The sequence below is a fragment of the Nocardia sp. NPDC004718 genome (genome assembly GCF_053601535.1).
This window is the reverse complement of sequence record NZ_JBSGCA010000032.1, coordinates 73,529-81,131: the sequence shown is the minus strand read 5'-3', so window position 1 is coordinate 81,131 and position 7,603 is coordinate 73,529. Positions and strand designations below refer to the sequence as shown.

The window sequence follows — 7,603 nt, the reverse complement described above, 5'->3', positions numbered from 1 at the left end:
GCCGAGTGACCGAAGCGCATGCGACGCAGTCGCGAGTCTCGGTCGCTCGGTCGCGAGACGGGCCGCGAACACGCAGCGCCACAGGCGCTGCAAATCAGACACAGTGCTCGCGCAAGTACGCCAAGTCCTCCGCGAGGCCGTCCGCCGGAGTCTCCAGCACGACCGGCGCGTCCGCCGTGCGGCACACCTCGGCGAGCAATTGCGGGTCGATGGTGCCGTCGGCGAAGTTGGCGTGCCGGTCGGCGCCGGAGTCGAATTCGTCGCGCGAGGAGTTCAAGTGGACCAGGTCGATCCGGCCGGTGATCGCCTTGATCCGGTCGACGACGCCGATCAGCTCCTCGCCGCCCGCCCAGGCGTGGCAGGTGTCAAGGCAGAAGCCGGCGCCGTACTCGCCGACCGCGTCCCACAGCCGGGCGATGGAATCGAAATGCCTGGCCATGGCGTGATTGCCGCCCGCGGTGTTCTCGATCAGGATCGGCACCGCGAAGCCGCCTTTGTCCTGCTGACGCTCGAACAGTTTGCGCCAATTGTCGATTCCGGTCTCCAACTCGGCGTCGGAACGCACGTGCCCGCCGTGTACCACCAGACCGAACGCGCCGAGTTCGGCGGCCGCCTTCGCCTGCTGGGCCACCGCGTTGCGCGAGGGCATGCGCAGGCGGTTGTTCAGGCTGGCGACGTTGATCTGATAAGAGGAGTGCACCACGACCTCGATCGGGCTGGCGAGAATCTCCTCGGTCCGCGGATGCGGGGTGGGTTTGTCCCAGCTCTGCGGATCGACCACGAACATCTGGATGACGTCGGCGCCGAGTTTCTCCCCGAAGCCGATCGGGTCGCTGTCGAGCCGGACGTGTGCTCCAATGCGCATGCGGGTCACAGTACTGGCTGCTACCGACGACAATCGAGGGTGCGCCGCGAGGTGTTGCATCCCGATGGCTCATCGAGATACATGGGGTAGTGTCCGCGCGCTCGACTCGACAAGGGGGTGTACAGGTGTTGCAGACCGGCGAAATCTTCGCGGGCTACGTCGTCAAACGCGTCCTCGGCCATGGCGGCATGGGCACGGTGTACCTGGCCCAGCATCCTCGGCTGCCCCGCCTGACGGCATTGAAGCTGCTCAAACGCGAACTGTACGCCGACACCGACATCCGCCGCCGCTTCGAACGCGAGGCCGATCTGGTGGCACGGCTCGATCACCCGAACATCGTCACGGTGTTCGATCGCGGCGCCGAGGACCGGCAGCTGTGGATCTCGATGCAGTACGTGCCCGGCGCGGACGCCTCCTGCGCGGACGTCGACGTGCTCGCTCCGTGGCGCGCGGTGCGGATCGCGGCCGACACCGCCGCGGCGCTGGATTTCGCGCATGCGAACCAGGTGCTGCACCGCGATGTAAAACCGGCCAACATCCTGCTGGCCAAGGCGCCGATCGGTCAACCAGAACGGGTGCTGCTCACCGATTTCGGGATCGCGGGCATCCGCGGCGCGGAGAGCACGATCGGCTCGTCCGGCACGATCACCGCGACACTCGCCTTCGGCGCCCCGGAACAGCTGATCGGCAGGCCGCTGGACGACCGTGCCGATCAGTATTCGCTGGCGTGCACGCTGTTCTGGATGCTCACGGGAGCGCCGCCGTATCCCGGCGCCAACCCGGCGGCTGTGGTGAACAGCCATCTGTACGCGCCGATCCCGGTGCTCAGCCGCACACGTCCCGGACTGCCGCCCGCGCTGGACCCGGTGCTGGCGCGTGCGATGGCCAAGCGGCCAGAGGATCGCTTCAACAGTTGCGCCGAGTTCGCCGCCGCCGCGAAATCCGCCCTGTCCGAACAGCAGGCCGGGCATCGGACGGCGCCGCACGGCATTCATCCCGACGGGTATCCGACCGCGCCGACGTACCACGCGGCCGCGCCGCAGCACCTACCGAGGCCGCGGGAAACCCCTCGACCGTCCCCGAGTTTCCTGCCGCCGCGCCGCCCGGCGCATCCCGGCCTGATCGAGTTGCCGAACTTGCCCATGCGCCCGGGCTCGGCGGTGCGACCGCACCAGCAACCTCCGGACCCCCGGCCTCCGCCGGGCGGTCCGACGCATGTCGATCGCCCGCGCCGCAGCACGCTCGACGAGCGATAGGTGAGGCGCGACTACTGCTATGGTTTCGATGTTTTCCGTGGTCGGGCCCATCTCCGGCCACGCGTTCTTTTGCTGTACGCCTGTTCGCCGGTGGGTCCCGGCGGGCGGCGGGAAGTGGAGCAGTCATGCTGGCCAGCGGTGACGTTTTCGCCGGCTATGTCATCGAGCGGCAACTCGGCCGCGGTGGCATGGGCTCGGTCTATCTGGCGAAACATCCGCGGCTGCCGCGGATGACCGCACTGAAGCTGCTGAATCGGGAGATGTTCTTCGACAAGGAGGTGCGGGCGCGGTTCGAACGGGAGGCGGATCTGGTCGCCCAGCTCGATCACCCGAACATCGTCACGGTCTACGACCGCGGGCTCGAGGACGAGCAGCTGTGGATTTCGATGCAGTACGTCGACGGCATCGACGCCGCCTCGGTGGAACCGAAGTCGCTGCCGCCCGAACGCGCGGTGCAGATCATCAAGGAGACCGCCGACGCGCTGGACTACGCGCACGGCAACGGGGTGCTGCACCGTGACGTGAAACCAGCCAACATCCTGCTGGCCCGCTCCGGCGCCGGTCGCGGTGAGCGGGTGTATCTCACCGACTTCGGCATCGCGCGGCTGCGCGACGACACCGGTCATCTCACCCAGACCGGCACCTTCACGGCAACGCTGGCCTACGCCTCGCCCGAACAGCTCACCGGCGCGTCGCTCGATCACCGTTCCGATCAGTATTCGCTGGCCTGCTCGCTGTTCTGGTTGTTCACCGGCACCGGCCCGTTCTCCGCGACGAACCCCGCCGCGGTCATCCAAGGGCATCTGCAGGGCACGCCGCCCGCGCTGAGCAGCGTCCGGCCGGGCCTGCCCTTCGCGCTGGACGGCGTGCTGGCCAAGGCGATGGCCAAGCGACCCGACGACAGGTACGGCAGCTGCGCGGAATTCGCCGCGGCCGCCAGGCAGGCGCTGACCGGTTCCAGCGCGCCGTCGATGCCGGTGGTGGGCGGTCCCCGCCCGGCCACCGGGCCGCAGCACCCCACGGCGGGGCCGCGCCCGACCACCGGGCCGCAGATCCCCACCACGGGATCGCCGTATCCGGCTGCGCAAGGTCACTACGTCAGCGGCCCGGGACACCAGGTGCACACCCCGCAAACCAGCGGGCCGAACGCGCTCGCCTCGGCGTCGCCCGCGACTCCGCCACCCACGCCGGTGGTGAACTCGCGGCCGCACACCGGTCCCGCGCCCCAGCCGACGGTCGCCAACCCGTATCCCCAGCAACAGGCCGGGTATTCCACCTTCGCCCCACCGCACGGCGCGCACGTGCACCACTCGGCCGCGCCGCCGCCCAAGAAGAACACCGGCCTGATCATCGGCCTGGTGGTGGGCGTGGTCGTGTTGATCGTGGTGGTGCTCGGCATCATCGGCGCCGTCTCCGATTCGGGGTCGAGCAACGCGAGCACCACGACCACATCGGCGGTGAAGCCGAATCTCGTCGACGCTACCCCGGAGTCGGTCAGCGCGGAGTTCCCGCGGATGGTGCCCGCCTCCAAGTCCGAGGAGGTCGGATACAACGGCGCCGAATGCTGGCTGGCCTCGCCGAGCTCGCCGCCGTCGCCGTCCAAGGGCGAACCGGACTTCGGTGACTGGGCCGCGCAGTGGCGCTGCTTCAAGGGCGGCAACAACGAGGATCCGTACTACCGGATCTACGTCTACAAGACCCCCGCCGATGTGCAGGCGGTGCTGAAGGGCCTGCCCTCGTCGGCCGCCAAGTCCACCGACACCAATGGCGGAAAGTCCTACACCAATTACAAGTACGTCGACGACGGCGCCAAGATGGTCACCGCGTTCACCGGCGATCCCGATCGGACCCAGTACCTCATGTACACCGACGGCTTCTCCCACACCACCGTCGACGAGCTGCTGCGCTGGTGGCGCTCGGCTCCACTGAACTGACCGATGCCGCACACCGGCGAAGTCTTCGCGGGGTACACCATCGAACGCCTGCTCGGCCGCGGCGGGATGGGATCGGTGTACCTGGCCCGGCATCCGCGGCTGCCCCGGTTGACGGCGATGAAGCTGTTGAACCCGGACCTGTTCGACGACACCGAGTCCCGCACCCGCTTCGAGCGGGAGGCGGACCTCGTCGCACGGCTGGATCACCCGAACATCGTCACGGTGTTCGATCGCGGCGTCGAGGGCGACCAGCCGTGGATCTGCATGCGCTACATCGACGGCACCGACGCCGCGGCGCTGAACGCGTGGACGTTGCCGCCGCCACGGGCGGTGCAGATCATCGCCGAAACGGCCAAAGCGCTGGACTTCGCGCACAGCCGCGGCGTGCTGCACCGCGACGTGAAACCGGCGAACATTCTGCTGGAGCGCGTCGAGGGAGACCAGGAGCGGGTCTTCCTCTCCGACTTCGGCATCGCCCGGTTCCGGGACGACACCGGACGGCTCACCCAGACCGGCACCTTCACCGCCACCCTGGCCTACGCCGCGCCGGAGCAATTGTCCGGTGCGCCGCTGGATCACCGCGCCGACCAGTATTCGCTGGCCTGCACGCTGTTCCGGTTGCTGACCGGCACGGTGCCGTTCGACGCCACCAACCCGGTCGCGGTGATCCAGGGGCATCTCAACGCACCGCCGCCCGCGATCAGCAGACTGCGACCCGGATTGCCGGAGGCGCTGGACGGCGTGCTGGCCAAAGCGATGGCCAAGCACGCGGCCGGTCGCTTCGACTCGTGCGGCGAATTCGCCGCAGCCGCGTGGCAAGCGCTGACCGCGCCCGCGGCGTGGCCCCCACCGAGTCACCCTCCGCTGCACGCGGGATCACCGCTCCCCAGCGCAGGCGGGGGCCTTCGTCCACAGCGGCGTCCCCGGCGGAGAGCGCGGCTGGAGGCCGTGATAGGTCTGATGCTGGCGCTGGGCTTGGCCGCTGCGCTCGCCGCGCCATCGTTTCACGACACCTCATCCGGCTCCGCTGCATCGACCACCACGGTGGCCACGCGAAACACCGATGCCACCCCGCCGCCGACCACCCTGCGCCCGACGACGAGCGTCTCGGCCACCGCCGACCGTGCCACCATCGGCGCCCGCGCGGCCGAGCTGAGCGCCGCGTTCCCGGACATGCTTCCGGAAACCTCCGCCCAGCGCCTGGTCCACTCCGGAACCGGGTACAACAAGGCGGGCTGTTTCGCCCACGCGCCGGATTCCGCGACGACGCGCGACCACGAGGACCCGGATTTCGGCCCCTGGCTGGTGATGTGGAGCTGCTTCGGCGGGCCGAACAAGGCGTCTTTCGACTTCTACCTCTATGGCTCCCCGGCCGACGCGCAGGCCGCGCTAGCGGCGTTACCGGCCAACGACCGCGCGTCCGCCACCAACAACAGCGGGCACAGCTACACGAATTACACCCTGCGCGACAGTCGGAACCTGCGGCCGCGAATGGTCACCGCCTTTTCCGCGGACCCGGGCAGGGCCGCCATGCTGATGTACAGCGCCGGATTCATCGCCACCGAAGCCGAGTTCATGAATTGGTGGAAATCCGCGCCGCTGAATTGAGTTTCCCCCAGGGGGAGACGCGCGTCGTCCTGCCCACCGAAATCAGCCCCTCCGGCTACCGCCTCCACGACGTCCGCGCGCTGGCGGAACTGGATCTGGTGCGGACGCTGCGCGCTCTCGGACTCGACCTGGCCACCGTCCGGCGCGTGCTCACCCACGAGCTCGCGCTGTCGGAGGTCGCCGCGGCGCACGCCGACGCACTCGACACCCAGATCCGGATCCTGCGTCAGCGACGAGCGGTTCTGCGCGCGGTGGCCGGGCAGGGCTCGACCCCACAGGAGTTGGATCTCATGCACAAGCTCGTCACCCTGTCGGCTGCCGAACGTCATCGACTGATCGAGGATTTCGTGGAGGCGACCTTCGGCGGACTGGACGCCAACCCGGAACTCGCCGAGTTGCTGCGCACCGCGCTGCCGGACCTGCCCGACGATCCCGCACCCGAGCAGGTGGCCGCGTGGGTGGAACTGGCGGTTGCTCGCGGTGATCAACGGCTGGCCCGCGCCGCCGAGCCTGACGCCGGTGTTCGCCTGGTTCACCGCCGCCCTGCGCAGCGTCCAGGCGGGCTACTCGAAGACGTAGTGCGCGAATTCGTGGGTCGGGTGGAAGCCGATCGCCCGGTAAATTCGGTTGGCCGTGGTGTTGCCGATGTCGGCGAAGAGGCAGACCTCCAGGTTCTGGGCTCGCAGCTGCTTCGCGACGTGCGCGGTCACCGCGCTGGCGTACCCGTGTCCGCGGGCGTCCGGCGGGGTGTAGACCGGTCCGATCCGCGACCAGCCCTGGATCGGGATCTGATGCGCGGCAAGACTGACCGGTTGCCCGTCGCGTTCCCACAGCCACCACCGGCCCGCTTCGACGCGGCGCCGGATCGCGGCCTCGTCCAATCCGGACGCCATGCCGGCCTCCGCGCGCATGGCCGCGAGCCAGTCCCCGCACAGGGCGACGTCGGATTCCCGGGCGCGGCGTGGCGCTCCGGCTACGTCCGGGACCCGCAGCGCGCCGAGCCGGTGCAGCCGGGTGCGGTACGACTGCTGGAAATCTCTCCCCAGCAGTCCACACCAGTGCTGGGCGAAATCGGTCGCGTCCGCGACGACGCCCTCGACGCCCGCGCTGTCGGGGACGACCTCGGCCAGCGCGCGAGTCACCGCGGGAATGCCGTCGGGCGGTAGCGCGCCGAGATACACGTCGCGACCGCCCACGCGCATGGCCGCGCCTACCACCGCGGCATCCTCGCCGTGGACGGTAAGAAATCGCGATGGCTCAGCCGGGGCATCCATGCCCGTGACATGGTTGGCGACGCTCGTGGTGAGCACGGTGTGCCGCAGCGGATCGCGGAGCAGGAACGCCCCCGCGACCGAGCGGAACTCGGCGGCGTCGGTGGTGATCTCGATCCTCATACAGATCACGGTAGGCGCCTGAAATCTTGCGCGCCTTCGTTTTTCACGCCCGTCGCCGGGCCTGTAGGCGGCCGACCGGCCGGTTTACGGTGAGTCCGCTTCGCCGCCACCCGCGCGGAGTTTGAGCAGAACCAGTCCCGCGGTGCAGGCGAGAATGAGTCCGGCGACGGTGATTTCGACGTGCAGTCCGGCGATGCCGAGCACCGCCCCGACGAGTCCGCCGATGAAGATCAGCCAGGCGAGCGTCCGCGACACGATCGTGGACAGCGAGCGGCCCTGCTGGTTCGACGCGGGATGCTGTGCCGTTGCCGACACGGCATCTTCTGCGGCGCGGGACGAACCACGCCGCGACGCTGTCGAGTAAGCTCCCATCATCTACTCCTCGATGACGCCGGTCAGAGAACCACAATCACGTTCTCACACAACGTGTCTCTCATCCTTAAACCGGCGTCTCACGCGTAACTTTGCTCACACACGCTACGACTCCGGGACGCCGGAAGATAGCGACACGTGCCCACGACACGCCGAAGAGACCAATTCGATATC

General features: G+C 68.9%; 6 protein-coding genes. 3 read left to right on the top strand and 3 right to left on the bottom strand.

Annotation, left to right across the window (positions count from 1 at the left end; translation table 11 throughout):
* Nucleotides 1-94: 94 nt before the first annotated feature.
* Entirely contained in the window at nucleotides 95-865 is a 771-nt protein-coding gene (locus tag ACWEH3_RS23580; protein WP_355077239.1) for a deoxyribonuclease IV, read from the bottom strand.
* A 125-nt stretch (nucleotides 866-990) separates the two neighbouring features.
* On the opposite strand from ACWEH3_RS23580, the gene ACWEH3_RS23575 reads away from it, so the two are divergent.
* From ACWEH3_RS23575 to ACWEH3_RS23565, 3 genes are all read left to right on the top strand, one after another.
* Nucleotides 991-2,121, top strand: a complete 1,131-nt coding sequence (locus tag ACWEH3_RS23575) for a serine/threonine-protein kinase (RefSeq protein ID WP_450025694.1) — start codon at nucleotides 991-993, stop codon at nucleotides 2,119-2,121.
* 125 nt (nucleotides 2,122-2,246) lie between these two features.
* Nucleotides 2,247-4,055, top strand: coding sequence for a protein kinase domain-containing protein (locus tag ACWEH3_RS23570; protein ID WP_450025692.1), 1,809 nt, complete (start codon nucleotides 2,247-2,249; stop codon nucleotides 4,053-4,055).
* A gap of 3 nt (nucleotides 4,056-4,058) precedes the next feature.
* Nucleotides 4,059-5,663, top strand: coding sequence for a serine/threonine-protein kinase (locus tag ACWEH3_RS23565; protein WP_450025690.1), 1,605 nt, complete (start codon nucleotides 4,059-4,061; stop codon nucleotides 5,661-5,663).
* Nucleotides 5,664-6,226: 563 nt separating this feature from the next.
* On the opposite strand, the gene ACWEH3_RS23560 is transcribed toward ACWEH3_RS23565, so the two are convergent.
* Entirely contained in the window at nucleotides 6,227-7,057 is an 831-nt protein-coding gene (locus ACWEH3_RS23560; protein WP_450025688.1) for a GNAT family N-acetyltransferase, read from the bottom strand.
* Between the two features lie 84 nt (nucleotides 7,058-7,141).
* Nucleotides 7,142-7,372: a hypothetical protein gene (locus tag ACWEH3_RS23555; protein WP_450025686.1), complete on the bottom strand. Its 231-nt coding sequence runs from the start codon at nucleotides 7,370-7,372 to the stop codon at nucleotides 7,142-7,144.
* Between the last annotated feature and the right edge of the window lie 231 nt (nucleotides 7,373-7,603).